General features: G+C 68.7%; 29 protein-coding genes. 12 read left to right on the top strand and 17 right to left on the bottom strand.

Features of this window, described 5'->3' with window-relative positions; translation table 11 throughout:
* Positions 1-183 precede the first annotated feature (183 nt).
* The 5 genes from nirB (at position 184) to EV671_RS10715 (ending at position 6142) form a co-directional block, all read left to right on the top strand.
* The gene (gene nirB, locus EV671_RS10695) at positions 184-2703 is read left to right on the top strand and encodes a nitrite reductase large subunit NirB (RefSeq protein WP_132571302.1); all 2520 of its coding nucleotides are present in this window, start codon (positions 184-186) and stop codon (positions 2701-2703) included.
* A gap of 19 nt (positions 2704-2722) precedes the next feature.
* Positions 2723-3046 (top strand): nitrite reductase small subunit NirD, encoded by a 324-nt coding sequence (nirD, locus tag EV671_RS10700; protein WP_132571303.1) that lies wholly within the window; start codon positions 2723-2725, stop codon positions 3044-3046.
* Positions 3047-3063: 17 nt separating this feature from the next.
* The gene (locus EV671_RS10705) at positions 3064-3876 is read left to right on the top strand and encodes a formate/nitrite transporter family protein (RefSeq protein ID WP_132571304.1); all 813 of its coding nucleotides are present in this window, start codon (positions 3064-3066) and stop codon (positions 3874-3876) included.
* Positions 3876-5606 carry a bifunctional protein-serine/threonine kinase/phosphatase gene (locus tag EV671_RS10710; RefSeq protein WP_132571305.1) on the top strand — a complete coding sequence of 577 codons (1731 nt, stop codon included), beginning with the start codon at positions 3876-3878 and terminating at the stop codon, positions 5604-5606. The genes EV671_RS10705 and EV671_RS10710 overlap by 1 nt, the downstream gene beginning before the upstream one ends.
* Before the next feature lie 68 nt (positions 5607-5674).
* Positions 5675-6142: a hypothetical protein gene (locus EV671_RS10715; RefSeq protein WP_132571306.1), complete on the top strand. Its 468-nt coding sequence runs from the start codon at positions 5675-5677 to the stop codon at positions 6140-6142.
* 118 nt (positions 6143-6260) lie between these two features.
* On the opposite strand, the gene ntrC is transcribed toward EV671_RS10715, so the two are convergent.
* The 10 genes from ntrC to EV671_RS10765 all read right to left on the bottom strand — a co-directional run bounded on the left by ntrC (position 6261) and on the right by EV671_RS10765 (position 16526).
* The gene (gene ntrC / locus EV671_RS10720) at positions 6261-7733 is read right to left on the bottom strand and encodes a nitrogen regulation protein NR(I) (protein ID WP_132571307.1); all 1473 of its coding nucleotides are present in this window, start codon (positions 7731-7733) and stop codon (positions 6261-6263) included.
* A 34-nt stretch (positions 7734-7767) separates the two neighbouring features.
* Positions 7768-8874 (bottom strand): nitrogen regulation protein NR(II), encoded by a 1107-nt coding sequence (gene glnL / locus EV671_RS10725; RefSeq protein ID WP_132571308.1) that lies wholly within the window; start codon positions 8872-8874, stop codon positions 7768-7770.
* A 92-nt stretch (positions 8875-8966) separates the two neighbouring features.
* A complete protein-coding gene (locus tag EV671_RS10730; RefSeq protein WP_243655678.1) occupies positions 8967-9458 on the bottom strand; it encodes a hypothetical protein in 492 nt (163 codons plus the stop codon).
* A 99-nt stretch (positions 9459-9557) separates the two neighbouring features.
* A complete protein-coding gene (glnA, locus tag EV671_RS10735) occupies positions 9558-10973 on the bottom strand; it encodes a type I glutamate--ammonia ligase (protein WP_132571309.1) in 1416 nt (471 codons plus the stop codon).
* A 165-nt stretch (positions 10974-11138) separates the two neighbouring features.
* Positions 11139-11930, bottom strand: coding sequence for a competence/damage-inducible protein A (locus tag EV671_RS10740; protein WP_132571310.1), 792 nt, complete (start codon positions 11928-11930; stop codon positions 11139-11141).
* Between the two features lie 4 nt (positions 11931-11934).
* Positions 11935-12765: an EI24 domain-containing protein gene (locus EV671_RS10745; protein ID WP_132571311.1), complete on the bottom strand. Its 831-nt coding sequence runs from the start codon at positions 12763-12765 to the stop codon at positions 11935-11937.
* The gene (locus EV671_RS10750; protein ID WP_132571312.1) at positions 12765-13760 is read right to left on the bottom strand and encodes a sterol desaturase family protein; all 996 of its coding nucleotides are present in this window, start codon (positions 13758-13760) and stop codon (positions 12765-12767) included. Before EV671_RS10750 ends, EV671_RS10745 begins: the two co-directional genes overlap by 1 nt.
* Positions 13757-14548 (bottom strand): polysaccharide deacetylase family protein, encoded by a 792-nt coding sequence (locus tag EV671_RS10755; RefSeq protein WP_132571313.1) that lies wholly within the window; start codon positions 14546-14548, stop codon positions 13757-13759. The genes EV671_RS10750 and EV671_RS10755 overlap by 4 nt, the downstream gene beginning before the upstream one ends.
* On the bottom strand, positions 14545-15531 hold the full coding sequence (locus tag EV671_RS10760) for a YncE family protein (RefSeq protein ID WP_165917525.1): 987 nt from the start codon (positions 15529-15531) through the stop codon (positions 14545-14547). Before EV671_RS10760 ends, EV671_RS10755 begins: the two co-directional genes overlap by 4 nt.
* 182 nt (positions 15532-15713) lie before the next feature.
* Positions 15714-16526, bottom strand: coding sequence for a TIGR00266 family protein (locus EV671_RS10765; protein WP_132571314.1), 813 nt, complete (start codon positions 16524-16526; stop codon positions 15714-15716).
* Positions 16527-16630: 104 nt separating this feature from the next.
* Here EV671_RS10765 and EV671_RS10770 point away from each other — a divergent pair, with 104 nt between their 5' ends.
* The 6 genes from EV671_RS10770 (at position 16631) to EV671_RS10795 (ending at position 19799) form a co-directional block, all read left to right on the top strand.
* Positions 16631-17239 carry a GbsR/MarR family transcriptional regulator gene (locus EV671_RS10770; RefSeq protein WP_132571315.1) on the top strand — a complete coding sequence of 203 codons (609 nt, stop codon included), beginning with the start codon at positions 16631-16633 and terminating at the stop codon, positions 17237-17239.
* 63 nt (positions 17240-17302) lie between these two features.
* On the top strand, positions 17303-17725 hold the full coding sequence (locus EV671_RS10775) for a thiol-disulfide oxidoreductase DCC family protein (protein ID WP_132571316.1): 423 nt from the start codon (positions 17303-17305) through the stop codon (positions 17723-17725).
* A 21-nt stretch (positions 17726-17746) separates the two neighbouring features.
* Positions 17747-18136: a hypothetical protein gene (locus tag EV671_RS10780; RefSeq protein ID WP_132571317.1), complete on the top strand. Its 390-nt coding sequence runs from the start codon at positions 17747-17749 to the stop codon at positions 18134-18136.
* A 3-nt stretch (positions 18137-18139) separates the two neighbouring features.
* On the top strand, positions 18140-18958 hold the full coding sequence (locus EV671_RS10785) for an NAD-dependent epimerase/dehydratase family protein (protein WP_132571318.1): 819 nt from the start codon (positions 18140-18142) through the stop codon (positions 18956-18958).
* Positions 18955-19326 (top strand): DoxX-like family protein, encoded by a 372-nt coding sequence (locus EV671_RS10790; RefSeq protein ID WP_132571319.1) that lies wholly within the window; start codon positions 18955-18957, stop codon positions 19324-19326. Before EV671_RS10785 ends, EV671_RS10790 begins: the two co-directional genes overlap by 4 nt.
* Positions 19323-19799, top strand: coding sequence for a DUF2269 family protein (locus tag EV671_RS10795; protein WP_132571320.1), 477 nt, complete (start codon positions 19323-19325; stop codon positions 19797-19799). Before EV671_RS10790 ends, EV671_RS10795 begins: the two co-directional genes overlap by 4 nt.
* Before the next feature lie 157 nt (positions 19800-19956).
* Here EV671_RS10795 and EV671_RS27740 read toward each other — a convergent pair whose 3' ends face one another.
* From EV671_RS27740 to phaC, 5 genes are all read right to left on the bottom strand, one after another.
* Complete coding sequence (locus EV671_RS27740; protein ID WP_277592358.1) at positions 19957-20079, bottom strand: hypothetical protein; 123 nt, start codon at positions 20077-20079, stop codon at positions 19957-19959.
* Between the two features lie 119 nt (positions 20080-20198).
* Entirely contained in the window at positions 20199-20345 is a 147-nt protein-coding gene (locus EV671_RS26710) for a hypothetical protein (RefSeq protein WP_165917526.1), read from the bottom strand.
* Between the two features lie 195 nt (positions 20346-20540).
* Complete coding sequence (phbB, locus tag EV671_RS10800) at positions 20541-21278, bottom strand: acetoacetyl-CoA reductase (protein ID WP_132571321.1); 738 nt, start codon at positions 21276-21278, stop codon at positions 20541-20543.
* Positions 21279-21318: 40 nt separating this feature from the next.
* A complete protein-coding gene (locus EV671_RS10805) occupies positions 21319-22503 on the bottom strand; it encodes an acetyl-CoA C-acetyltransferase (RefSeq protein WP_132571322.1) in 1185 nt (394 codons plus the stop codon).
* 185 nt (positions 22504-22688) lie between these two features.
* Positions 22689-24311 carry a class I poly(R)-hydroxyalkanoic acid synthase gene (gene phaC / locus EV671_RS10810; protein WP_243655684.1) on the bottom strand — a complete coding sequence of 541 codons (1623 nt, stop codon included), beginning with the start codon at positions 24309-24311 and terminating at the stop codon, positions 22689-22691.
* Between the two features lie 192 nt (positions 24312-24503).
* On the opposite strand from phaC, the gene EV671_RS10815 reads away from it, so the two are divergent.
* The gene (locus EV671_RS10815; RefSeq protein WP_132571324.1) at positions 24504-24770 is read left to right on the top strand and encodes a hypothetical protein; all 267 of its coding nucleotides are present in this window, start codon (positions 24504-24506) and stop codon (positions 24768-24770) included.
* Here the strand turns inward: EV671_RS10815 and EV671_RS10820 are convergent.
* Together EV671_RS10820 and maiA are read right to left on the bottom strand one after the other, a co-directional pair.
* Entirely contained in the window at positions 24690-25418 is a 729-nt protein-coding gene (locus EV671_RS10820; protein ID WP_132571325.1) for a purine nucleoside phosphorylase YfiH/LACC1 family protein, read from the bottom strand. The genes EV671_RS10815 and EV671_RS10820 overlap by 81 nt on opposite strands.
* Entirely contained in the window at positions 25408-26043 is a 636-nt protein-coding gene (gene maiA / locus EV671_RS10825; RefSeq protein ID WP_132571326.1) for a maleylacetoacetate isomerase, read from the bottom strand. The genes EV671_RS10820 and maiA overlap by 11 nt, the downstream gene beginning before the upstream one ends.
* Positions 26044-26060 lie beyond the last annotated feature (17 nt).

Genomic DNA, 26060 nt, shown 5'->3' on the forward strand with positions numbered 1-26060 from the left:
CACGCCTCTTGCGCTGACCTGGACGGGCGACGAGCGTGAGCCGCCGCCCATCGGACTCCATCGCCAACGACGGCGACCCAGCGCAACGGCGCGACTCCTCTCAGGCCCCGGTCGAGCAGACAGCTGCTGACGGGGCCTTCCTACTGGTGGCTGCGGCCACGGCCTGCTTGCGAAGAACAGACCATGCACATCGTCCTCATCGGCCACGGAATGGTGGGCCAGAAATTTCTCGAATCCCTCGCGGAAGGCAGCGCCTCCCGCGACGTGCAGGTGACCGTGCTGTGCGAGGAGCCGCGCGCGGCCTATGACCGCGTGCACCTGTCCGAGTTCTTCGCGGGCAAGTCGGCCGAGGACCTGTCGCTGGTGGCGCCGGGCTTCTTCGAGAAGACCGGCTTCAAGCTGCGGCTCGCGACGAAGGCCATCGCCATCGAGCGCCGCGAGAACACCGTGACGACGGCCGACGGCGAGGTCATCCAATACGACAAGCTGGTGCTGGCCACCGGCTCCTACCCCTTCGTGCCGGCCGTGCCGGGGCGCGAGCGCCCGCACTGCCATGTCTACCGCACCATCGAGGATCTGGAGGGCATGAAGGCCAGCGGCGCCGTGTCCAAGAGCGGCGTCGTCATCGGCGGCGGCCTGCTCGGCCTGGAATGCGCCAAGGCGCTGCGCGACATGGGCCTGCAGACGCATGTCGTCGAGTTCGCGCCGCGGCTGATGGCGGTGCAGATCGACGAGACCGGCGGGCGCGTGCTGCGCGAGAAGATCGAGGCCCTGGGCGTCACGGTGCACACCAACCGCAACACGGTCGAGATCACCGACGGCGCCGCGGCCCGCCACCGCCTCGTCTTCACCGACGGCAGCTGGCTGGAGACCGACATGCTGGTCTTCTCCGCCGGCATCCGACCGCGCGACGAGATCGCCCGCCAATGCGTGCTGGCCATAGGCCCACGCGGCGGCGCCGTCATCGACGACCACTGCCGCACCAGCGACCGCAACGTCTACGCCATCGGCGAATGCGCGTCCTGGAACGAGCAGACCTATGGCCTGGTCGCGCCCGGCTACGAGATGGCCCGCGTGGCCGCGCGCCACATCGCCGGCGACGCCGAAGCCGCCTTCCCTGGCGCCGACCTCAGCACCAAGCTCAAGCTGATGGGCGTGGACGTGGCCAGCATCGGCGACGCCCATGGCAAGACGGCCAAGTGCCGCAGCTACCAGTACGTGGACGAGCGCAAGCAGGTCTACAAGAAGATCGTCGTCAGCGAGGACGGCCAGTTCCTGCTCGGCGCCGTGCTGGTGGGCGATGCGGCCGAGTACGGCACGCTGCAGCAGATGGCGCTGAACGGCATCAAGCTGCCGGTCGACCCCGAGTTCCTGATCCTGCCCAGCAGCGACGGCAAGGCCAAGGCCGGCCTCGGCGCGGACGCCCTGCCCGACAGCGCCCAGCTCTGCTCCTGCAACAGCGTCAGCAAGGGCCAGATCTGCGCGGCCGTGGGCGAAGGCGCAACCAGCATCGGCGAGATCAAGGCCTGCACGAAGGCCGGCGCCACCTGCGGCGGCTGCGTGCCCCTGGTCACCCAGGTCATGAAGTTCGAGATGGCCCGGCGCGGCATGGCCGTCAACAACCACCTCTGCGAGCATTTCCCGCATTCGCGCCAGGAGCTGTACCACCTGGTGCGCGTCGGCGGCATCAAGACCTTCAGCGACCTGTTGGCCAAGCACGGCAAAGGCCTGGGCTGCGACATTTGCAAGCCCGCGGCGGCGAGCATCTTCGCGTCCTGCTGGAACGCCTTCGTGCTGGAGCCCGAACTGGCCAGCCTGCAGGACAGCAACGACTACTACCTCGGCAACATCCAGAAGGACGGCAGCTACTCCGTCGTGCCGCGCATGCCCGGCGGCGAGGTCACGCCCGAGGGCCTGATCGCGGTCGGCCTGGTGGCGAAGAAATACGGCCTCTACACCAAGATCACCGGCGGCCAGCGCGTGGACCTGTTCGGCGCGCGCGTCGAGCAGCTGCCGCTGATCTGGGAGGAGCTGATCGCGGCCGGCTTCGAGAGCGGCCATGCCTACGGCAAGTCGCTGCGCACCGTGAAGAGCTGCGTGGGCAGCACCTGGTGCCGCTATGGCGTTGACGACTCGGTGGGCCTGGCCGTGGAGCTGGAGAACCGCTACAAGGGCCTGCGCGCGCCTCACAAGATCAAGTTCGGCGTCTCCGGCTGCACGCGGGAATGCGCCGAGGCCCAGGGCAAGGACGTGGGCATCATCGCCACCGACAAGGGCTGGAACCTCTACGTCTGCGGCAACGGCGGCATGAAGCCGCGCCACGCCGAGCTGATCGCCAGCGACCTGACCAAGCCGCAGCTCATCCAGTACATCGACCGCTTCCTGATGTTCTATGTGCGCACGGCCGACCGCCTGCAGCGCACCAGCACCTGGCGCGACAACCTCGAAGGCGGGCTCGACTACCTGAAGGACGTGCTCATCAACGACAGCCTGGGCCTGGGCGCCGAGCTGGAGGCGCAGATGCAGGCCGTCGTCGACAGCTACCAGTGCGAGTGGAAGACGGCCGTCACGACGCCCGAAGTGCGCCAGCGCTTCCGCTCCTTCGTCAACAGCGAGCAGCCCGACGAACAGATCGTCTTCGTGCAGGAGCGCGGCCAGATCCGGCCCGCGCGTGCCGAGGAACGCGACGAAGCGACCGCCTGATCAACGCCGAGGAAACGACATGACCTACACCCCCATCTGCCGCATCGACGACATCCTGCCCGACACCGGCGTCGCCGCCCGCGTGGGCGACCGCCATGTGGCCGTGTTCCGCATCGGCGCCGAGCGCTTCCATGCCATCGACAACATCGACCCGCGCTCCGGCGCCAGCGTGCTGGCCCGCGGCCTGGTGGGCAACATCGGCGAGCGCGTCGTCGTCGCGTCGCCGCTCTACAAGAACCATTTCGACCTGAGCACCGGCGAGTGCCTGGAGGCGCCCGAGCAGTCGGTGCGCGCCCATGCCGTGTGCGTGCAGGACGGCCGCGTGCTGGTGGCACTGAACTGAAGCAAGAGGAGCAAACCATGGCCTACGTCGTCCCCACCGAATTCGTCACCAAGATGGTGGACGCGGGTGAATCCAAGCTGCTGATGTCGACCCGCGACACGCTGATCCGCGCCTACATGGCCGGCGCCATCCTGGCCCTGGCCGCCGCCTTCGCGGTGTCGGTCAACGTCAACTCCGGCAACCCGCTGCTCGGCGCCCTGCTCTTCCCGGTCGGCTTCATCCTGCTCTACCTGATGGGCTTCGACCTGCTGACCGGCGTGTTCACGCTGGTGCCGCTGGCCGTGCTGGACAAGCGCCCCGGCGCCACCTGGGCCGGCGTGCTGCGCAACTGGGGGTTGGTGTTCTGCGGCAACTTCGCCGGCGCGCTGACCGTGGCGGTCTTCATGGCCGTCATCTTCACCTTCGGCTTCAGCGAGGCGCCCAACGCCATCGGCCTGAAGATCGGCACCATCGGCGAGAGCCGCACGGTGGGCTATGCGGCCCACGGCGCCGCCGGCATGCTGACCCTCTTCATCCGCGGCGTGATGTGCAACTGGATGGTCTCGACCGGTGTCGTCGCGGCCATGATGTCGACCTCGGTGTCGGGCAAGGCCATCGGCATGTGGATGCCGGTGATGGTGTTCTTCTACATGGGCTTCGAGCACAGCATCGTCAACATGTTCCTGTTCCCGTCGGGCCTGATGCTGGGCGGCAAGTTCACGATCGCGGACTACATGATCTGGAACGAGATCCCCACCGTGCTCGGCAACCTCGTCGGCGGCATCACCTTCGTCGGGCTGACGCTGTACTCGACGCACTACAAGACAGCCCCGAAGCGAGTCCTCGGCTGATGACGTTGCGCCTGTCGGTCGGCCAGCATTCGGAGGCCGGCCGCAAGCCGCTGAATCAGGACTTCCACGGCGTCGCGCAGCCCACCGATGCGCAGCGCCGCTCCCGCGGCATCGCGCTGGCCATCGCCGACGGCATCAGCAGCAGCGCGGTCAGCCAGGTGGCCAGCGCGGCGGCCGTGCGCGGCTTCCTGGAGGACTACTACGGCACCTCGGAGGCCTGGACCGTGGGCCGCGCGGCCCAGTGCGTGCTGGCCGCCACCAATGCCTGGCTGCATGCCCAGACCCAGCGCGGCGACGGCCGCTTCGACAAGGACCGCGGCCACGTCTGCAGCTTCAGCGCCCTCGTCTTCAAGGGCCGTGAGGTGCATCTGCTGCATGTCGGCGATACGCGCGCCTACCGCCTGCACCCCGGCGCGCTGGAGCAACTGAGCCAGGACCACCGCGTGCGCGTGGACGGCCAGACCTATCTCGGCCGCGCCTTGGGCGTGAGCCCGCATCTGGAGATCGACCACGCCTGCTGGCCCGCCGAGGTCGGCGAGACCTTTGTGCTCGCCACCGACGGCGCCTACGAGCATCTGGACGCGGCCCGGGTGCACGAGGTGCTGGCCGGCAGCGGCGCGGACCTGCAGGCCGCCTCCGAGGCCCTCGTCGCCGCGGCCCTGGCGGCCGGCAGCCCGGACAACGCGACGGTGATGCTGGCTCGCGTCGAGGCCCTGCCCGCCGCGCTGGCACCCGCCGTCAACCGCGACGGCCTGCGCCTGCCACCGCGCCTGGCCCCGCGCCAGGACTTCGAGGGCTATCGCGTCGTGCGCGAGCTGCACACCAGCGCGCGCAGCCAGGTCGTGCTGGCCGTGGACGCGGGCGGGCGCGAATGGGCGCTCAAGCTGCCTTCGGCCGAGCTCGCCACCAGCACGCGCGAGCTGGACCGCTTCGCCATCGAGGAATGGGTGGCCCGGCGCATCGACAGCCCCCACGTCATCAAGGCCGCGCCGGCCGACGCCAGGCGCGAGCACCTGTTCAGCGCGATGGAGTTCGTGCAGGGCCAGACGTTGGCCCAGTGGATGACCGACCACCCCGCGCCCGGCCTGGACGAGGTGCGCGAGATCATCGGCCAGATCGCCCGCGGCCTGCAGGCCCTGCATCGCAAGGAGATGCTGCACCAGGACCTGCGGCCCGAGAACCTCATCATCGACCGCCAGAGCACCGTCGTCCTCATCGACCTGGCCTCGGCCCATGTGGCCGGCCTGAGCGAAGGCATGGGCGGGGGCCTGGGCGATGCCAAGCCGCGCGACATCGCCGGCACGCTGCAGTACACCGCTCCCGAATACTTCAGCGGCGACGGCGGCACGCCGCTGTCCGAGCTGTTCTCGCTGGCCGTGCTGGCCTACCAGATGCTGACCGGCGCCCTGCCCTACGGCCTGGAGGTGACGCAGGTGCGCGGCCCGCGCGACCTGCACAAGCTTCACTATGTGCCGCTGCGCACGCGCCGGCCGGATCTGCCGGAATGGCTGGACCGCGTGCTGCGCAAGGCGCTGCAGCCGCAGCCCGTGCGGCGTCAGCAGGCGCTGTCGGAGTTCGTACACGACCTGCATGCACCGGGGCCGGAGTTCACGACACGTGACCGCACACCGCTGCAGCAGCGGCATCCGCTGTTGTTCTGGCGCGGGTTGACGTTGGTGTTCGGGTTGGCGACGGTGGTGCTGCTGGGGTTGCGGGCTAGCGGGCGTTGAAGGGTTCTGCGCCTGGCGAGTAGTGCCCCGCTCGGCCGTCGACCAAGACCACGATAGGCTCGTTCATCATGAACGACTTCGACGCACTGCCGTACGACCTGCACAGCGGCCGGGAGCTGGAACTCATGCTCCTCGGCGTCAAGCCGCTGGCATCGTTCACGGATGAATATCCTGCAGATCCGTGTGAAGAGATCATCCCGGAGGCGGCCTTCAGACCGCACGTTCAGAGCGGAAAGCTGGAGCAGCGGGAGTACGTGGAACTTCTTGTCGGTACACCGCCGCAGAGTCGCCCCGATCTGAAGGGATTCCGCTGCATGCTCTATTCGCTACCGGGCGAAAGCTGGCGGATGGACGCCTACATCGAAATGAAGGCGCGAGCGAGAGTTTCCGGGTGGAGCGAAGAGCTCGAACGCCTTGAAGGGAGTCTGCTCGGATACGAGGACTGGCAAACGGACGCGTGGATCGACATGCTGCTCGCCAGGCCGCAAGCTAAACATGTGCCCTGGCTTGCGCGGTTAGCCCGTAGGTTGGGGTGAACAGCGTGAACCCCAACGCCTCCAGTGAATCGGATGCATCACCCGCTTCATTGTCCCGCCGCGATGTTGGGGTTCGCTGCGCTCACCCCAACTTACGGCATGCAGCCCGGCTCGAACCTCAGACGTCCAACCCCAGCTCCTGAATCTTCCGCGTGATCGTGTTGCGCCCGATGCCGAGCTTCTGCGCGGCCTCGATGCGGCGGCCGCGGGTGATGTCCAGCGCGGTCAGGATCAATTGGGCCTCGAAGCGCTTGGTCAGCGCGTCCCACACGTCGGGCTCGCCGGCGGCCAGGCGGGCGCGGGCGTCGGCGGCCATGTCGGCCAGCCAGCCTTCGCCGCTGCTGGTGCTGGCCGGCGCCGCCGGCGCCGCGGCCGGCGCGGCGACCGGGCCGGGCTGAGGCAGTTGGGCCTGGGCCGTAACCAGCGGCGCGGCGACATAGCCGGGCTGCAGTTCGTCCGGCAGGTCCTTGGGCTCGACGACCTGGCTGGGCGCCATCACGCTGAGCCAGTGGCAGATGTTCTCGAGCTGCCGGACGTTGCCGGGGAAGTCGAAGTGGGTCAGCACCGTCAGCGCCGCGTCGCTCAGGCGCTTGGGCTCCACGCCCAGCTCGGTGGCGCTGCGCTGCAGGAAGTGGCGGGCCAGGGCCGGGATGTCCTCGCGGCGCTCGCGCAGCGGCGGCAGGCGCAGGCGGATGACGTTGAGGCGGTGAAACAAGTCCTCGCGGAACACGCCCTGGCGCACGCGCTCTTCCAGGTTCTGGTGGGTGGCGGCGATGACGCGCACATTGCTGCGCATCGGGCTGTGGCCGCCGACGCGGTAGAACTGGCCGTCGGACAGCACGCGCAAGAGGCGCGTCTGCAGCTCGAAGGGCATGTCGCCGATTTCGTCGAGGAAGAGGGTGCCGCCGTCGGCCTGCTCGAAGCGGCCGCGCCTTGAGGCCTGGGCGCCGGTGAAGGCGCCGCGCTCGTGGCCGAAGAGCTCGCTCTCCAGCAGGTCCTTCGGAATCGCCGCGGTGTTGATGGCCACGAAGGGGCCTTCGCCGCGCGGGCTGTGCTTGTGCAGAGCGCGGGCCACCAGCTCCTTGCCGGAGCCGCTCTCGCCCGTGATCATCACGGTGACATTGCTCTGAGATAACCGACCGATCGCACGAAACACGTCCTGCATGGCCGGCGCCTGGCCGAGCATCTCGGGCACCTGGGCGGCGGCCTCTTGCTCGCCGGCCTCGCGCTGGCTTTCCTCCTGCGCGCGGCGGATGAGCTCGACGGCACGCGGCAGGTCGAAGGGCTTGGGCAGGTACTCGAAGGCGCCGCCCTGGAAGGCGGACACGGCGCTGTCGAGGTCGGAGTAGGCCGTCATGATGATGACGGGCAGGGCCGGCAGGCGGGCCTTGACCTTGGCCAGCAGTTCCAGGCCCGAGCCACCCGGCATGCGGATATCGGAGACCAGCACCTGCGGCGCGTCGTCGTCCAGCGCGGCGAGCATGTCGCGCGCATTGCTGAAACTGCGCACCGGCAGGCCCTCGCGGGCCAGGGCCTTCTCGAGCACGAAGCGGATCGAGTGGTCGTCGTCAACAACCCAGATGGATTTCATTCGGTTCCTCAACCGCGCCGGCGGGCTCGTGACCTCAGGGCAGCGGAATCGTGATTCGGAAGTTCGTCAGGCCCGGCTCGCTCTCGCAATCGATCATGCCCTGGTGCTGTTGGGCGATCGTCTGCGCGAGCGTGAGTCCGAGGCCCGAGCCGCCCTCCCGCCCCGAGACCAGGGGGAAGAAGATGCGATCCCGGATCTCGGCGGGGACGCCGGGACCGTTGTCCTCAATATGCAATTCCAATGCCAAGCGCCAGCGCTGCTTACCAATGGTCACCTGCCGGGCGACGCGGGTGCGCAGCGTGATCCGGGCGTCGCCGGCCGCGATGCGCGAACCGAGCGCCTGAGCGGCGTTCTGCACGATGTTGAGCACCATCTGGATCAACTGCTCGCGGTCGCCGCGGAAGTCGGGCAGCGAGGTGTCGTAATCGCGCTGGATGCGCAGGCCCCCGTTCGAGTTCTGATGCTCGATGAGCACGAGCGAGCGCACGCGCTCGCAGATCTCGTGGATGTTGACGTCGCCGACGACCTGGGCCTTGCGGTGCGGCGCGAGCAGCCGGTCCACCAGGCTCTGCAGGCGGTCCACCTCGTGGACGATGACCTGGGTGTATTCGTTCAGCTCGGGGTTGCCGTCCTGCAGTTCCAGCGCCAGCAACTGGGCCGCGCCACGGATGCCGCCGAGCGGGTTCTTGATCTCGTGGGCGAGGTTGCGCGTGAGCTCCTTGGTGGCCTGGACCTGGTCGAGGCTGCGCTCGTCGCGGTCCTGGCGGGCCTGCTGGGCGATCTCGATGAGCTCGACGAGCACGCGCGGCTCGCCGTCCTCGCCCGCGTCCATCTGCGACACGATGACATGCACCGGCAGGCCGTCCTCGTGCGCCCAGGCGCCGCGGCGCAGCAACGCATCGAAGCGGCTGCTGGAGTAGTGGTTGGCGGCCACGCCGGCCAGGGTCTCGGTGAGGCGCTGGGCGTCGTCGAACCAGTCGGGCAGTTGGGCCTTCTGCACCGTGCGGCGCGACAGCCGCATGCCGTTCTCGAAGGCCGCGTTGGCAAACAGGCATTCGCCGTCGGCACGGGCGACGACGACCATCGTCGCCAGCAGGTCCAGGCCGGCGAACTCGGCCGGCAACAGATGCGCATCAGACATCGCTGCACTCGCAATGGGTAGTGCCCTGCCGAGTGGCCAGCGCGGTGCCGGCTCTGCCAGGCCGCTGCTGGCACCCCCTCGAGGGGGCCGGGTCAGGAGGGCAGTTTGGCGATTTCGCGCTTGAGGGCCTGCACGTCGGCCTCGTAGCGGGAGATGTTGTCCTTGAGCTCGGCCATGCGGTCGAGGTACTTCTGATAGTTGCGCTCGTCGCCGCGGCGCTCGCCCTGGCCGTTGTTGAATTCCTTCTGCGCAGTGGCCAGGCGCTCCTCGGCCGAACGCAGCTCGGTCTGCAGCACGCGGCGGCGCTCGTCGTCGCGCGTGCGCTGCTGCTGGGCATCGACGCGGCCCTCAGCACCACGGCCCTCCGCGGACGGCGCCGGCGCGCTGCCGGCACGTGGCTTGGCCATCTGCATGACCGTGATGGGCGTGCCCTCGATGGTGCGGCAGCCCCTCTCGCTGGCTTCCTTGGCGCTCAGGGCGTCGGTGTAGAGCACCGGCGGGCCGGGGCAACGGTAGACCGTGCCCTCGGCTTGCGCGCCCAGAGCCACCAGTACGAGCAGGGCGGCAGGAAGTCGGTTCGGCATGCCGGCATTGTGTACGAAGGGCCGCAACAAAAAAGGGGCCGCGTGTGCGGCCCCCTTGCGTGGGGATGGCAACGGCAGCGAAGTTGCTGCCCATGGCCATCACAGCGCGTAGTACATGTCGAACTCGACCGGGTGGGTCGCCATGCGGAAGCGGGTCACTTCCTGCATCTTCAGCTCGATGTAGGCATCGATGTAGCTGTCGGTGAACACGCCGCCCTTGGTCAGGAAGGCACGGTCCTTGTCCAGGTAGTCCAGCGCTTGGTCGAGGCTGTGGCAGACGGTCGGGATCTTCGCGTCTTCCTCGGGCGGCAGGTGGTACAGGTCCTTGGTGGCGGCTTCGCCCGGGTGGATCTTGTTCTCCACGCCGTCCAGGCCGGCCATCAGCAGCGCGGCAAAGGCCAGGTAGGGGTTGGCGGAGGGGTCCGGGAAGCGGGCTTCGATACGGCGGCCCTTGGGGTTGCCGACGTAGGGGATGCGGATCGAGGCCGAGCGGTTCTTGGCCGAGTAGGCCAGCTTCACCGGGGCTTCGAAGCCGGGCACCAGGCGCTTGTACGAGTTCGTGCCGGGGTTGGTGATGGCGTTCAGCGCACGGGCGTGCTTGATGATGCCGCCGATGTAGTACAGCGCGAAGTCGGACAGGCCTGCATAGCCGTCACCGGCGAACAGGTTCTTGCCATCCTTCCACACGGACTGGTGCACGTGCATGCCGGAGCCGTTGTCGCCAACGAGGGGCTTGGGCATGAAGGTCGCGGTCTTGCCATAGGCGTGGGCGACGTTGGTGATGATGTACTTCTGCAGTTGCAGCCAGTCGGCGCGCTCGACGAGGGAGCTGAACTTGGTGCCGATTTCCATCTGGCCGGCGTTCGCCACTTCGTGGTGGTGCACTTCGACCGGGATGCCCATCTGCTCGAGGATCAGGCACATTTCCGAGCGCATGTCCTGGCCGCTGTCGACCGGGGGCACGGGGAAGTAGCCGCCCTTGACCGTGGGACGGTAGCCGCTGTTGCCGTGCTCGTACTCCTTGGCGGAGTTCCAGGCGCCTTCCTCGGACTCGATCTTGAAGAACGAGCCGGACATCTCATTGCCCCAGCGCACGCTGTCGAAGATGAAGAACTCGGGCTCAGGGCCGAAGAAGGCGGTGTCGCCCAGGCCGGAAGCCTTCAGATAGGCCTCGGCGCGCTTGGCCAGCGAACGCGGGTCGCGCTCGTAGGCCTTGCCGTCGGCGGGGTCGACCACGTCACAGGTCAGGATCAGCGTCGGCTCTTCGAAGAAGGGGTCGACGTTGGCCGTGTTGGGATCGGGCATGAGCAGCATGTCCGAGGCCTCGATGCCCTTCCAGCCGGCGATCGAGGAGCCGTCGAAGGCGTGGCCCGACGTGAACTTGTCTTCATCGAAATGGGAGACCGGCACGGTGACGTGCTGCTCCTTGCCACGGGTGTCGGTGAAGCGGAAGTCGACGAACTTGACTTCGTTCTCCTTCACCATGTTCATCACATCGGCGACGGTCTTGGCCATCAAAAGCTCCTAGCGGGATCGAGAGGGGTGGGTTGCTGCCGCTGGCGCACACGCGCCAACGGCCACGGAGGAAATCAAAGCAGGTTGCATGCCAGAGTGCACCGACATGGGTTGTCGCCAGGCTGCGCGGGGCATTATGTGACTCCGCCGGTTACAGCGCGAGGACTATCGCACCAGCTCGGTGCCGATGAGCGCACCAAACTGGATCACGCCCTGTTTGAGGGCATCGTAGGCCGGCAAGAGGCGTTGGGCATCACCCTTGACGCCGAGCTCGATGCAGCGGCCCCATTGCGGGTGGTCGACGCTGGGCAGGCTGAAAACCTTGATGCCGTCGAAGCCGGCCTCGATGGCCTCCATCAACGGCGTCAAGCTGGCCTCCATGGCGCCCTGCACGATCAGCGAGCGCTCGGTGACGCCAACCTCGCGATGCAGTTGCGGATAGCGGTCCAGCACCCAGGCCATCATCGGGTGGGCCATCACCGGGAAGCCGGGCACGAAGTGCAGGTTGCCGACGAAGAAGCCGGGGATCTTGTTGAAGGGGTTGGGGATGATGCCGGCGCCTTCGGGGAAGACGCCCATCTCGAAGCGGCGCAGGCTGTCTGGTTCGTCGGCCCTGACGGTCTTGCCCTGCTCCTCGGCCATCTTCCGGATGCGCTGCCAGATCAGCTCGCGCGCCTCGGGATGCAGGGCCAGCGGGCGGCCGAGCGCGGCGGCGGCGGCCTGGCGGGTGTGGTCGTCGGGCGTGGCGCCGATGCCGCCGCAGCTGACCACCAGATCGCCGCTCGCGAAGACTTCGCGCAGTCGCGCCGTCAGTAGCTCGCGGTCGTCGCCCAGGTATTGCGCCCAGGACAGCTGCATGCCGCGCTGGGCCAGCAGCTCGATGAACTTGGCCAGATGCGCGTCCTGGCGCTTGCCGGACAGGATCTCGTCGCCAATGATGAGCAGGCCGATCTGCATGTTTTCAGGCTTCCAGAAGGATGGCGGATTCGGCCACCGGCTCCGCCGCGCGCCGCGCCTGCAGGGCCGCGAGCGCGTAGTGCGCGAACCAGGCCGTGGAGAAGGCGAACACCAGCGTGTAGAGCCAGATCGCCAGCAGCACGAGGAAGGGCGCGAAGACGATAGCCATCGCGCCAAAGGCCCAGATCAGCGACGGCGCCGCCCCGAGATAGCCGCAGACGACGCCCATGACCAGCATCGGGATGCGGTGCTCGCGCAGCAGCGCACGGCGCTCCTCGACCGAGGCATGCTCGGCCAGCACGTCGAAGCCGAACACGCGGTAGGTCAGCCAGCCCCAGATCAGCGGCGGCAGCACCATGACCAGGGGCGGGATCAGCCACAGCGGAATGGACAGCACGATCAGCACGAGGGCCACCAGCGTGGCGCCCAGCGAGGCGGCCACGCTCTGCAGCAGCGTGCCGCCGCGCTTCTTCTCGAGCAGCGGGAAGCGCCGCTCGGCCACCAGGCGCACGATGGCCGGCGTCATGCACAGCGCGACGAGCAGCAGACTCAGCAGCAGCACGACGGGCACCACGCCCGCCAGCACGACGACGGCGGCCAGCGCACTGCGCAGCGACTGCAGGCCCCAGGCGTCCAGCCACTGCAGCAGGCTTTCGACGAGGCGCCAGCTCTCCAGCGTCGCGCGCACGCCGGCGATGGCGTCTTCCCAGAAGAAATACATGAAACCGAACACCAGCACGCCGGAGATGAACAGCGGCAGCAGCGACAGCGCGATGACCCGCGGATGCAGGCAATAGGCCGCGGCGCGCCAGAAGGAATCGGCGAGGCCTTGCATCAGGCGGTCTTTCCGAACGTGGCGAAGAGCCGGGTCAGGCCCAGCCACTGCTGGCGCCAGAAGCCGCGGCCGTAGTCGCGGCCGCCCTCTTCCGGCAGCTGGTCGCGCACGCCGGTGGCGTCGAAGCGGCGCTCGAAGTCCGCGGTGCGGAAGAGCATGTCCCACCAGGGCAGCAGCACGCCGAAGTTGTGGCCGCCCAGCGTGCCGCGGCCGGAACCCTCGTGGCCGATGCCGATGCTGTGATGGCGGCGGTGAAAGCGCGGGCTGATCAGCAGCCGCTCGCCCAGGGCACCGAAGCTGATGCGCGCGTTGGCATGCTGCAGGCTCTGCAGCAGCTGGGTCACGACGGTGATGGCGACGAACTGCCCCGGCTCGACGCCGATCAGGCGGGCCAGCAGCGCGAAGGCGGTGGCGACGAGGACGTCGTCGAGCAGGTGGTTGCGGTCGTCGCACCACATCGTCATCTGGCGCTGGCTGTGGTGCAGGCTGTGCAAGGCCCACCACCAATGGAACTGGTGCTGCCAGCGGTGCAGCCAGTAGCCGACGAAGTCGAAGACGACGAGGTAGAGCGCGAGGCTGACCCAGGCGATGTCGGTCACGCCCGGCCACAGCGCGTCGAGCTGCCAGGTGGGCAGGCCGGCCAGGCGGAGCTGGCCGGCCAGGCGGAGCTGGCCGGCGACCGCGTCCCAGGCCGGCTGCACGGCGAAGAACAACGCCAGGCGCACGAGGCCGAGACGGTGGATCAGCGTGTAGACGACGTCGGTGCGCACGCTGGCGCGGTCCGTCACCGGCTCGACCGGCCAGAACCGCTCCAGCAGGCCGATGCCGAGCAACAGCACGGCCACCTGGATCAGGCCCCAGAGCAGCCAGCCGGTGGCGTCGAAGGCGTCCTCCAGCAGGTTGCCGAAACCCAGCCCGAAGACGATGGGTTGCACGACGGACTCGTACAGCGCGAGCTGCACGGCATCGAAGGCGTTGCTGATCCAGTCGATCACGGTTTCTTGGGTTCGGCGGTCTTGAAGAGGGCGGCGTAGCGCGGATGCTCGTGCAGCGGCGCGAAGCATAGGCCCCGCTGCTCCAGGCCGGTCATCAGCGGCTCCAGCACCGCAGGCGCCCAGGGGTCTTGGCGCTGCCAGATGCCGAGATGGGCGATCAGGATGTCGCCGGGCCTGATGTCGCGCAGCGCCTTCTCCAGCAGCTGGGCGTTGGGAGAAGTCTGGCTCGGCAGCTCGTCGCCGAGAAAGCCCGCGCGGCTCCAGCCCACATGGGTGAAGCCGCAGGCCCTGGCCGCGTTCAGCAACGCCGGGGAGGTGCGCCCGGCCGGCGCGCGAAAGATGGGGCTGAGCTTCTGTCCCGTCATCGCGGCGAAGCGCTCGCCGACCTTCTTCAGGCTCTCGCAGTACTGCTCGGGCGTCAGCTCGCGCACGACCGGCGGGCTGATGCCGGCCTGGGTGCGCACCTTGAAGCGCACCACCTTGCCGTCGGCGTCGGGCACGTCCTCCAGGAAGACGTCATGGTCCCAGGTGTGGGAGCCGAAGTCATGGCCCTCGGCCACACGCTCGCGCCACCAGGGCGCCCAGATCTCGTCCAGCGTCGTGCCGCCGGTCAGCGTGGGCTCGCTGGCGAGGAAGAAGGTCGCCTTCGCGTTGTGCTTCTTCAGCGTCTCGGCGATCAGCGGCGCGACACCCATGTGGCCGGTGTCGAAGGTGAGATAGACCGGCTTGTCGCAGGCCGGCTGCGCCGCGGCCGTGCCGACCGCGAGCGCCAGGAGCAGAGCCTTCATTGCCGGGGCTGATGATCCAGCGTCCAGATGCCGTGCGGCGACTTGCCGACCTTGACCTGGCGCACGACCCGGTGCGTCGTCGTGTCGATCTCGGTCAGCTTGCCGGCCCAGCGCGAGGTGACGAGCAGGGTCTTGCCGTCGCCCAGCACCTCCATGTCGTCCGGGCCCGCCGGGCCGGGGAACTGGTCGACGACGGTGAAGTTCGTGTAGTCGATCTTGCTGATGGTGTTGCCGGCGCGGTTGCTGAGGAGGACGTGGCGCTTGTCGCCCCAGCCGCGGAAGGAGTGGGCGCCGTCGCCGGTGGGGATGCGCTTGACGAGCTGGGGGGCCTTGCCCGACACGTCCCAGACCTCGACGAAGCGGTCGCCGGTCAGCGCGACGAGCAGGAACTTGTCGTCCGGCGTCAGGAAGATGTCGGCCGGCAGCTTGCCCACCGGCTGCTTCCAGCGCACGGTCTGCGTGGCCAGGTCGATGGCCAGCAACTCACTGCTGTCCTGCAGGCTGGCGTAGAGCACGGTGCTCTTGCTGTCGATGTTCAGGTGGCTGGGCGTCTTGGGCGCCGGGATCTGCTTGACCAGCTGCAGCGGCTCCTTGGCCTCGCTGCCCTGCCAGCGGTAGAGGCTGACGTAGTCCAGCCGGTTGGACGCGGTGACGAACCACTTCATGTCCGGCGAGAAGCGCAGGTGGTAGGGGTCGGAGACGCCGCGCACGATGCGCTGCACCTCGGCCGTGCGCGGATTCAGGAAGGTCAGCGAGTCGCCCAGCGCGTTGGCGACGATGAGGCTCTTCTCGTCGGGCGACAGGTAGAGATGGTGGGGTTCCTTGCCCGTCGGGATGCGCTTGATGACCTGGAAGCTCGCCGGGTCGACGACGGAGATGTCGGCGTCCAGCGAGTTCAGCACGAAGACCGGCGGGCGCCCCGGCTGGGCCTGGGCCCCGAACGCCACCACCAAACCCAAGGCCAATGCCCAGCTGCGCAACATCCCGATCACTCCAAAGCAAAGGGCGGCACGCCGCCGCCCTGTACATCGAGTTTACCCGGGGGTGTTCCCTGGGCTCTGACCTGCATCAAGCCAGTTCACTCGCTCCCCTTGCAGGGCGCGCCGTCGCGGAGCTCCGGCCACTCGTGAGGCGTCACCGAGTCCGCAGGGACTCGGCTCGGCCCTCACTCCTCATCGCCCCCAAGGATGCCGCCGAGCAGCCCGCCGGCGCCGAAGCCGCCCAGCACCGAGCCCTCCTCCTTGTGGCCGCCGTTCTGCGGCGCCGCCGCGAAGATGCGCGAGGCCAGGCGCGAGAAAGGCAGGCTTTGCAGCCAGACCTCGCCGGGACCGGTCAGCTTGGCCAGGAACAGGCCTTCGCCGCCGAACAGCGCCGTCTTGATCTTGCCGACGTACTGGATCTCGAAGTTCACGCTCGGCGTGTAGGCCACCACGCAGCCCGTGTCGACCAGCAGCGTCTGCCCCGGCTGCAGGCTGCGCTTGACGATGGTGCCGCCCGCATGCACGAAGGCCAGGCCATCGCCGTCCAGGCGCTCCATGATGAAGCCCTCGCCGCCGAAGAAGCCGGTGGACAGCTTCTGCTGGAAGGCGATGCCGAGAGACACGCCGCGCGCCGCGCACAGGAAGGCATCCTTCTGGCAGATCAGTGTGCCGCCGAGCTTTGCCAGGTCCATCGCGACGATCTTGCCCGGATAGGGCGCCGCGAAGGCCACGCGCTGCTTGCCCGTGCCGTGGTTGGTGTAGATGGTCGTGAACAGCGACTCACCCGTCAGCAGCCGCTTGCCGGCACCCAGCAGCTTGCCGAAGAAGCCGCCCTGGCCCGCCGAGCCATCGCCGAAGACGGCATCCATGCCGATGGCCGAGTCCATGAAGAACATCGAGCCGGCCTCGCCGATGGCCGCCTCGCCGGGGTCGAGTTCGATCTCGACGAACTGCATCTCGGCGCCCTTGATCTCGTAGTCCACCACATCCATGGCCATGTGGCTCTCCTGCTCAAAAAAGGGGTCGCATGATAGCCACAGCCGTTGGCATGGGAAGTTATTTCTCTGTTGACAGAAATTTCAGACGGCGTACGCTCGCGGCCATGGAACTCACCGACATCGCCCGCCGCTTCGTCGTCCACTGGGGCGAAATGGGCTCGAACTGGGGCGTCAACCGCAGCGTCGCCCAGATCCACGCGCTGCTCTTCGTGCATGGCCGGCCGCTGCATGCCGAGGACATCGCCGACACCCTCGCGCTGGCCCGCTCCAATGTCAGCAACAGCCTGAAGGAGTTGCAGAACTGGCGGCTGATCCGCGTGACCCATGAACTCGGCGACCGGCGCGATTACTACGAGACCTCGGGCGACGTCTGGGAGCTGTTCCGCACCATCGTGCGCGAGCGCAAGGAGCGCGAGTTCGACCCCACGGTGCGCCTGCTGCGCGAGCTGTCGGCCGACCCGGCGCTGGCCCAGGAGTCACCGGCGCTGCAAGACCGGCTGCGCAGCACGATGGAGTTCATGCAGACCCTGGGCAGCTGGAGCGACGAGATGCTGCGGCTGAGCCCGGCAACGCTGGAGAAGATCCTGCGCCTGGGTGCCCAAGTGCAGCGCTTCGTGCGGCCGGCCGAGTCCAACCCGCCCTCCGCAGGCCCCGCCACCGCCGATGTCGCTCCCGCCTTCCCGGCCGTCCCGCCCTTCCCTCCCATGGCTTGAGCCTTCGGAGACCTAGGTCTCTTTTTTTGATCACAAATTTCTCTTTCAACAGAAATAACCGCCATGACTGCAAACAACCACAGCCACACGGTCTACTACGACGGCGCCTGTCCGCTGTGCCGCAGCGAGATGGGCGTGCTGATGCGCGACAACTGCGCCGGCCGGCTGAGCTTCGTCGACATCTCGCAGCCAGACTTCGACGCCGCGGCACTCGGTGTGACCCGGGCCGCACTGATGGCGCGGCTGCACCTGCAAGCCCGTGACGGCAGCTGGCTGATCGGCGTCCCAGCCGTGCAGGCGGCCTACGCCGCGACCGGCCACGACCGTGTCGCCCGCGCGCTGACCCATCCCGCCGTGACGCGGCTGGCGCGGCCAGCCTACGACTGGCTGGCGGCCCATCGCTACCGCCTGCCGCGCTGGCTGCTGAAGCTCGTGCACCTGCACGCCGGCCGCTGCGCGCCCGAAGGCGCCTGCCGCGCCCACTGATTTCAACCCAAGGAGAGCACCATGTCCGAGCTGAACTTTTTCGTGACCCTCTTCATCGCCGTCCTCGGCCCCGTCCTCGCCATCCGCTATCTGCAGCCCATCCTGCTCGTAGTGCTGGATGCACTGTGCGTGGAGCCGCTACCCGGCAAGGTCGGCGCGCATTTCTGGGTGCGCAGCGCCTATGTGCTGGCCATCGCCGGCACACTGGTGCTGGCGCTGAGCTTCGGCGAGTTCCACGCCAGCCTGCTGGACGCCGTGCACCGCGCACTGTGGCTGGCCTCGACGGGCAGCTTCGTCAGCATCGCCATCATCACGCGCCGTGTCTGGGCGCCGGTGCAGGGTCGATTGGCGAATCGTGTCGCACTGTCGGCCGCCCACGGCCATGCGGCGGCAGTCGTGACGGATCGCTGAGCCATGAATATCCTCGTCATCGGCGCCGGCGGCTTCATCGGCCGCCACCTCTGCGCCGCGCTCGCCGCCGCCGGCCACCAGGCCCGGCGCGCCGAGCTGCGGCCTGCCACCACCTGGGACCGCCCCGAAGCCTGGCAGCCCCTGCTGCAGGGCATGGACGGCGTCATCTATGCCGCCGGCTGCCTGCGCGATCAGGCCGGCGGCGTAGACGACCTGCTCGACCTGCTACACCACCGCGCGCCAGCCGCTCTGGCCGACGCCTGCGAGGCGGCGGGCGTCGGCCGCCTCGTGCATGTATCTGCGCTGTGTGGCGGCGTCAGCACCTACACGCGCAGCAAGCACGCTGGCGAGGTCGCGCTGGCCGGCCGGGCCTGCATCGTGCGGCCCAGCCTTGTCGTCGGGGTGGGCGGCGTCAGCAGCCGCATGCTGGACCTGCTGGCCCGCCTGCCCTGGCTGCCACTACCGGCCGAAGTCGCGCGCTGCCGCGTGCAGCCGATCCGCGTCGAGGACCTGGCCGCAGGCATCGTCGCAGCGCTGGCCGCACCACAGCCGGCAGCGTCGTGGACCGCCGTCGGCCCGGAAGCAGCGACGGTGGCCGAGTGGATCGCCCGGCGCCGCGCCGCCCGCGGCCAGGCGCCGGCCCGGCACATCGTGCTGCCGCAGGCGCTGACGCGCGCCTCGGCCCGCCTGGGCGATCTGATCGCGTTGGGTCCCTGGTGCAGCACGGCGCTCGAGCTGCTGGCCCATGACAGCGCCGAGCCACCATCGGCCTCGCCGCTGGCGCGGCCGCTGCGCAGCGCGATGGAAGGCGCCTGGGCATGACGCCGCGTCAACACCTGCTCGCACGCGGCTCGTTGGTGCTGCTGTGGTGGGGCACGGTCGCGGCCAGCCTGCACGACGGCGGCGCTGCTGGCATCGCGCTGCTGCGCAACGCCACGGGCATGAGTGCCGGCCCGGCGCTCGGCCTGGTGCTGCTCGGCTGCATCTGGGATGCAGTCACAGGTTTGTGGCTGCTGCTGCGCCCCGGCGCCCTCGCCTGCCGCGTCGCCGCCGCCGGCGTCGTCGGCATGACGGGGCTGGCCAGCCTGCTCGTCCCCGCACTCTGGCTGGACCCCTTCGGCGCCTTGCTGAAGAACCTGCCGGTGTTGGTGCTCCTCGCTCTTCTGGCCCGGGAGGCCCGCCCCGAATGAACACCTACCTGCTCGTCAAATGCCTGCACATCGTCAGCAGCGTGCTGCTCGTGGGCACAGGCTTCGGCTCGGCCTTCTACCTCTTCTTTGCCAACCGCAGTGCCAGCCTGGAGGCCCGCACCGTCGTCGCCCGGCTGGTCGTCAGGGCCGACCTGTGGTTCACGACACCGGCCGTCATCGTGCAGCCCCTCAGCGGCCTCTGGCTGGCCCATGGCGGCGGCTGGCCGCTGGCGACGCCGTGGCTGCTGGCTTCGATCACTCTGTACGCACTGGCCGGCGCCTGCTGGCTGCCGGTGCTGTGGCTGCAGCTGAAGATGGCGCGGGAGGTGCAAGCGGCGCTGGAGCAGCGCCGGCCGCTGACGCCGTCCTACCGGCGCTGGCAACTTGCCTGGGAGTGGCTGGGCTACCCCGCCTTCGCGGCCATGATGGCCGTCTTCTTCCTGATGGTGAACAAGCCTGCGCTGTGGGGCTGATCAGATCGGCAGCTCGCGCCGGGCCATCGCGACGGCCCGAGCGCGGCCCTCGGCGCCTAGCCTGGCCAGCGTAGCCGGCACATGGTGCTCCACGGTGCGATGGCCCAGCTGCGATAGGCAGCGCCGGAGCCGCCGACACGATGTCGCGGCCGCTTCTTCAGCGCTCCGTCTTCAGCGCGGCCAGCAGCGGCGAGCTGGCGTCCAGGGCCACGGGCTGGGGCTGGCCTTCGCCCTCGGGCAGCACGCGGATGACGAAGGCGATGCTGGTTGGCCTGTCCATCATCGCGGCCGCTAACCTGCCACATCGCACGCCGGATCGTCCGCTGCCGGTCGTAGGGCGTCTGGCGAAAGGCGACCCGCGTGATGGCACCGTCGTGCAGTCGGAAATGCACCAGCAGATCAATGGGCGAATCCACCGCCGGCAGGCTGAGGTTGTCGCGCAGCGTGTCGCCGTAGCCCGCGCAGACCTGCGACACGTCGACGCGCGGCGCCCGGCGTGGCGACAAGGCCGGTGGCGAGCAGCTTGAGCTTGAGTTGCTGGAACATGGTGACCTCCTTAGGTTGCATCCTTGGAGCGCAGCCATCGCGCTCGGAGCAAACTTGGTGGTCACCGCCGCAACGGCCCATGGCGATGATGAAAAAGCTAGTCAGCACTGCCTAGCCAAAGCTGCGGTGCCGACACGCCGCCCAATGGAAACGGCCGCCTCGCGGCGGCCGTTCAAGCGCGGGCGAGGCGCTCGCTCAGCCCATGTGCAGGCCGCCGTTGCAGGAGAAGTCCGCACCGGTCGTGAAGCCGCTGTCCTCACCGGCCAGCCAGGTCACGACGGAGCCGATTTCCTCGGGCGTGCCCAGGCGCTTGACGGGAATGGTCGCGACGATCTTCTCCAGCACCTCGGGCTTGATCGCCTTGACCATGTCGGTGCCGATATAGCCGGGGCTGACGGTGTTGACCGTCACGCCCTTGGCCGCCAGTTCCTGGGCCAGGGCCATCGTGAAGCCGTGCATGCCGGCCTTGGCGGCCGAGTAGTTGGTCTGGCCGGCCTGGCCCTTCTCGCCGTTGACCGACGAGATCTGGATGATGCGGCCCCAGCCCTTCTCGACCATGCCCGGCACGACCTGCTTGGTCACGTTGAACATGGAGTTCAGGTTGGTGTCGATGACGGCCTTCCAGTCTTCGGGCGTCATCTTCAGGAACATGCGGTCGCGCGTGATGCCGGCGTTGTTGACGAGGACGTCGATGGCGCCGTGTTCGCTGATGGCTTTGGTGAAGGCCTCGACCGTCGAGTCCCAGTCGGCCACGTTGCCGACCGAGGCATGGAAGGCGAAGCCCAGGGCCTTCTGCTCGTCCAGCCACTTCTGATAGTCGCGGCTGGGGCCGCAACCGGCGATGACCTTGAAGCCCGCCTTGGCCAGCTTCTGGCAGATGGCGGTGCCGATGCCGCCCATGCCGCCGGTGACGTAGGCAATCTTTTGGCTCATTGGATGTCTCCTAGTGGTTGGAGTGGGGGAAAGAAAATTTTCAGCGCTCGACGGTCAGGGCCACGCCCATGCCGCCGCCGATGCACAGCGATGCGATGCCCTTCTTCGCGTCGCGCCGCTGCATCTCGTGCAGCAGCGTCACGAGGATGCGGCAGCCGCTGGCGCCGATGGGGTGGCCCAGCGCGATCGCGCCGCCGTTGACGTTGACCTTGCTGGTGTCCCAGCCCATCTCGTTGTGCACGGCACAGGCCTGGGCCGCGAAGGCCTCGTTGATCTCGAGCAGGTCCAGGTCGGCCGGCTTCCAGCCGGCCCGCTCCAGGGCCCTGCGGGCGGCAGGCACCGGGCCCATGCCCATGTAGGCGGGGTCCAGGCCGGCCGAGGCATAGGAGGCGATGCGGGCCAGCGGCTTCAGGCCCAGGGCCGCGGCCTTGGCGGCGGTCATGACGACCACGCCGGCCGCGCCGTCGTTCAGGCCCGAGGCATTGCCGGCCGTCACGCTGCCGGCCTTGTCGAAGGCGGGCCGCAGGCCGGCCAGAACGTCGGCACTGGACTTGCGGTTGATGAACTCGTCGGCGGCGAAGACGACGGGGTCGCCCTTCTTCTGCGCGATGCTGAAGGGCACGATCTCGTCCTTGAAGCGGCCGGCGTCCTGGGCCGCGGCGGCCTTCTGCTGCGAGGCCAGCGCCAGCGCGTCCTGCTGTTCGCGGCTGATGCCGTACTTCTTCGCGACGTTCTCGGCGGTGATGCCCATGTGGTACTGGTTGTACACGTCCCACAGGCCGTCGTTGATCATGGTGTCCACCATCTTCCAGTCGCCCATGCGCTGGCCGTCGCGCGAGCCGTTGAGCACGTGGGGGCTCAGGCTCATGCTCTCCTGGCCGCCGGCGATGACGATGTCGCTGTCGCCGTCGCGGATGGCTTGGGCGGCCAGCATCACGGCCTTCAGGCCCGAGCCGCAGACCTTGTTGATGGTCATGGCCGGCACGGCTTGGGGCAGGCCGGACTTGATGACGGACTGGCGCGCCGGGTTCTGGCCAACGCCGGCCGTCAGCACCTGGCCGAGGATGACCTCGTTGATCTGGTCGCCGGCCAGGCCGGTGCGGCGCAGCAGGTCCTGGATGACGGCGGCGCCAAGCTCGCTGGCGGGGGTCTTGGCGAGCGTGCCGCCGAACTTGCCGATGGCGGTGCGCGCGGCAGCGACGATGACGATGTCTTCCTTGCTCATGGTTCAGCTTCCTTATCAGTGATCAGTGACAGCGCGCCTGCAGCGCGCACGAGGGATTCTTCGGACCGAGCGCCGGGCCGCTCCCAAGCCGGTCCGGCGGGCGATGTGCTTGCGGCTCAATGCCGCAAGCATCGCCGCCCCCTCGGGGGGCGGACCGGCGTACTCGCTGGGCCAGGGGTTTCATCTCAGGCTTTGACCTTGACGTACCGGCCCGGCGCCGGCTCGATGGATTTGTATTTGCGGTTGCCCGGCGCCTTGGGCGCGGGCTTGGGCGCGCCGGCATGCGAGGCCAGCCAGGCGGACCAGTCCGGCCACCAGCTGCCGGCATGCTCGGTGGCACCCTTGAACCAGGCCTCGGGGTCGGCCGGCAACGTGGCCCCCTTGGCGATCCAGTGGCTGCGCCTGGGCGGCTTGCCGGGCTTGGGCGGCGGATTGATGACGCCGGCGATATGGCCCGAGGCGCCCATCACGAAGCGCTTCTTGCCGGCCAGGATCTGTGTGCTGCGGTAGGCGCTGGTCCAGGGCACGATGTGGTCCTCGCGCGAGCCGTAGATGTAGACCGGAGCCTCGATGGCGCCGAGGTCCAGCTTCTCGCCGCAGACGGTCAGCTTGCCCGGCTGCTTCAGCTCGTTCTGCAGATAGGTGTGGCGCAGATACCAGCAGTACATCGGGCCCGGCAGGTTGGTCGAGTCGCCGTTCCAGTACAGCAGGTCGAAGGGCGGCGGCGCCTCGCCCTTCAGGTAGTTGCCGACGACATAGTTCCAGACCAGGTCGTTGGGGCGCAGGAAGCTGAAGGTCGTCGCCAGTTCCTGGCCGTGCAGCAGCTGCGGGCCCTTGGGCGAGTCGGGGCCGAGGGTGGCCTCGCGCAGGCGCACGCTGGCCTCGTCGACGAAGATGTCCAGGATGCCGTTGTCGCTGAAGTCCAGCAGCGTGGTCAGCAGCGTGACGCTGGCGGCCGGCTGTTCGCCGCGTGCGGCCAGCACGCCCAGCGCGGTGGCGAGGATGGTGCCGCCGACGCAGAAGCCCAGCGTGTTGATCTGGTCCTGACCCGAGATCTCCTGCGCGACGCGGATGGCTTGGATGGCGCCGCTCTCGATGTAGTCGTCCCAGCTCAGGTGCCGGACCGACTCGTCCGGGTTGCGCCAGCTGACGACGAAGACACGGTTGCCCTCGGCCACCGCGTAGCGGATCAGCGAGTTGTCGGGCTGCAGGTCGAGGATGTAGAACTTGTTGATGCAGGGCGGCACCATCAGCAGCGGCCGCGCCTTGATCTCGGCCGTCAGCGGCGCGTACTCGATGAGCTGGAAAAGCTCGTTCTCGTAGACGATGTTGCCGGCCGTCGTGGCCACGTTGCGGCCGACCTCGAAGGCGCTCTCGTCCGTCTGCGACACATGGCCGCGCTGCACGTCGCCCCACAGGTTCTGCAGTCCGCGCGACAGCGTCTCGCCGCTGCTGTCCAGCGCCAGTTTCTGGGCCTCGGGATTCAGCGCCAGGAAGTTGCTCGGCGAGGCCGCGTCGACGAACTGCTGCACGGCGAAGCGGATGCGTGCCTTGGTCTTGCCGTCGGCCTCGACCGCCGCGGCCATCTGCGACAGCGTGCGGCCGTTGAGCAGGTAGAGCTGGGTCAGGAAGCTGGCGGCCGGGTTGGAACGCCATTCGGGCGCCGCGAAGCGCCGGTCGCTGACGGTCGGAGCCTCGCTCTGGCCGAGCGACAAATTCCACAGCGCCGTGGCCTGCTGCAGATAGTCGGCTTGGAGTTCGGCCAGCGTGGCCGCTGAGATCTGCGGCAGATGCGCCATCTGCTGCATCAGCTCCGCAAAGGCCTGCCCCTCCGTCGGGGGCGGGGCGTCGTTCTTCTTGCGAGTGGCCATGTGTTCCTCAGGTCTCAGTCATCGCCGCAGCGGTCATTTATGGGGCCAGTGCAATAAGCTTGCCACATCTTGCCGACATGGCTTTGTAACTTTGGGCGCTGACGCGCTCATGACACACCCGTCTCATTCATGTATCTCGTCGCCATCGCCTGGGCCTACGTCGCGCTGACGATGGCCGCAGCGGAAGCGCTCAGCCCGCAGGGCACCCTGCTCGGCGCCTTCATCACGCTGCTGCTCTACGGCGTGCTGCCGCTGGGCCTGCTGCTCTACATCCTCGGCACGCCGGGCCGCAAACGGCGCCGGCGCGCGGCCGAATCACTGGCCGAGGGCGATGCAAGCGGCCATGCGGCCGCGGGGCCGGCCGAGGGCCTCGCCGCGGAACGAGAAGAAGCGTGACTCGTCGGTCAGCGTGCACCAGCCGCCGCCGCTGACCTCGGTGACGCCGGCCGCCTGCAGGCGCTCGCGCGCCAGCAGGGCCAGGTCCGCACGCCAGCGCGGTTCGGGGTTGGGGCGATAGAGGAAGCCGGGCTGGTCGCGCGCCAGCGGCTCACGGCCGAAGGCCTGCACGACCTCCGGCCCGACCTCGAAGGCCTCGGGGCCGATGCAGGCGCCGAGCCAGGCCCCGACCTCACCGGGCTCGCAGCCCACCGCGCCGCACAGCTCGGCCACCGTGTTCTCCAGCACGCCCGCGGCCAGGCCGCGCCAGCCCGCATGGGCGCCGGCCACGCCCCCGGGCACAGCGAACAGCACCGGCAGGCAGTCGGCCACGAGGATGGCCACGGCCAGATCGGGATCGGTGGACACGGCGGCATCGGCCTGGGGCGCGTTGCCGTCGTGCCAGTCGGCGCGCAGGCGCACGACGCCGGCGCCATGCACCTGATCCAGGAAGACGGGCCGTGCGCCGAGCAACTCGGCCAGGCCGGCGCGATTGGCGCGCACCTCGTCGGGGTCGCCCGCCTTGCGCCCGAAATTCGGCCCGCGCGTCGTCATGAAGGCGGTCACGCCAGGCCAGTCCGGCTTCAGCCAGTTCGCGTCAGGCCGCATCGGGGCAGACGCTGGGATGGGTGTTCGCGAAGGCCGGCAGGGCCAGGCAGGCGGCGTTGACGCGCATGACCGTCGGATAGGCCTCCAGCGGACAGTCGAAGCGCTGTGCGTTGTAGACCTGGGGCACCAGCAGGCAGTCGGCCAGGCCCGGCGTATCGCCGAAGCCGAACTGCCCCGCCGTGCCGGCCAGACGCTGTTCGACGATGGCCAGGCCGGTCGCCACCCAGTGGCGGTACCAGCGGTCCACCTCGTCCTGCGGATGGCCGAGGTCGTTCTTCAGATAGCGCAGCACACGCAGGTTGTTGACCGGATGGATGTCGCAGCCGATGTCCTGAGCCAGCGCCCTCACCTGCGCCCGCGCGACGGGGTCGCGCGGCAGCAGCGGCGGCTCGGGATGGGTCTCGTCCAGGTATTCGAGGATGGCCATGGACTGGCTCAGCCAGCGGCCGTCGTCCAGCACCAGGGCCGGCACGAGGTGCGACACCTGCTGGTTCGCGAAGGGCTCGGCGAACTGCTCGTTCTTCGCGAGATGGATCGGTATGTAGTCGTAGTCCAGGCCCTTCATCGCGAGGCCGATGCGCACGCGCCAGGAGGCCGAGGAGCGGAAGTAGTTGTAGAGCTTCATGCCCTTAATTTAGCGCC

Source organism: Roseateles saccharophilus (genome assembly GCF_004342485.1).
Taxonomy (GTDB): domain Bacteria; phylum Pseudomonadota; class Gammaproteobacteria; order Burkholderiales; family Burkholderiaceae_C; genus Pelomonas; species Pelomonas saccharophila.